This is a genomic window from Sphingobium sp. D43FB (assembly GCF_002312805.1).
Taxonomy (GTDB): domain Bacteria; phylum Pseudomonadota; class Alphaproteobacteria; order Sphingomonadales; family Sphingomonadaceae; genus Sphingobium.
This window is the reverse complement of sequence record NZ_NMUA01000161.1, coordinates 1-711: the sequence shown is the minus strand read 5'-3', so window position 1 is coordinate 711 and position 711 is coordinate 1. Positions and strand designations below refer to the sequence as shown.

Below are 711 nucleotides of genomic sequence, written 5' to 3'. Positions count from 1 at the left end.
CCGGATGGAATCGTCCCAGGAGGATCATAAAGGTCGATATCGTCCGGCGACTACGATGGCGTGCGGATCGCCGCTGGGATCATCCACGCTCAGCCTGGGACAATCATCATGGAAAAATCGTCGAGCCATGACGTCGATGAAATTAATGTCGATTCCGGCATCGATGTTGGAACGGCTTCATTGCCCGAAAAGAGGAGGTGCAATCTAGAGAGTGCGGATGATCCACGCCTCTGGAGAACTGGCATGCGTCATTATGTGACAAACAAAGCCGTATGCGATCCAGACGAAGCCTTACATTGACCGCCCGTTAGGCCTTGCTTGTGCGCTGCGCGTGAAAATATGGGCGCGAAGGCCACCCAGAGGGGGGGCGTAGTGACCCTTCCTTATAGTAATAGAGACGAGGGCGCTAATGCCCCCTATATCATCCATATACAGTAAGGCTTCGGTCGCCCTACGTCAGGATCGAACACCACTGATCAATCCGCGACAAATGCAGGCGTGATCGTCGAGCACCGACATGATGCGGTGAATCTCCAGGACGGGACAATCCAGGAAATGGGTAGAATAAACACGATACTCTTGAACTGTTGGTGTGGACGGCCTCCATACGGCATCAAATAATGCCAGGTTATGCCGTTAGACATCAACGATGGAGACCCGCTATGGACCAGATTATTCGCATTGGCATGGATACGTCGAAGCATTTCTTTC

1 protein-coding gene is annotated in these 711 nt (G+C 52.5%); it reads left to right on the top strand.

Annotation, left to right across the window (positions count from 1 at the left end):
- Window positions 1-208 (top strand): hypothetical protein (locus SxD43FB_RS25720; protein WP_217988842.1); only part of this gene is annotated, 208 nt, incomplete at its 5' end.
- Window positions 209-711 lie beyond the last annotated feature (503 nt).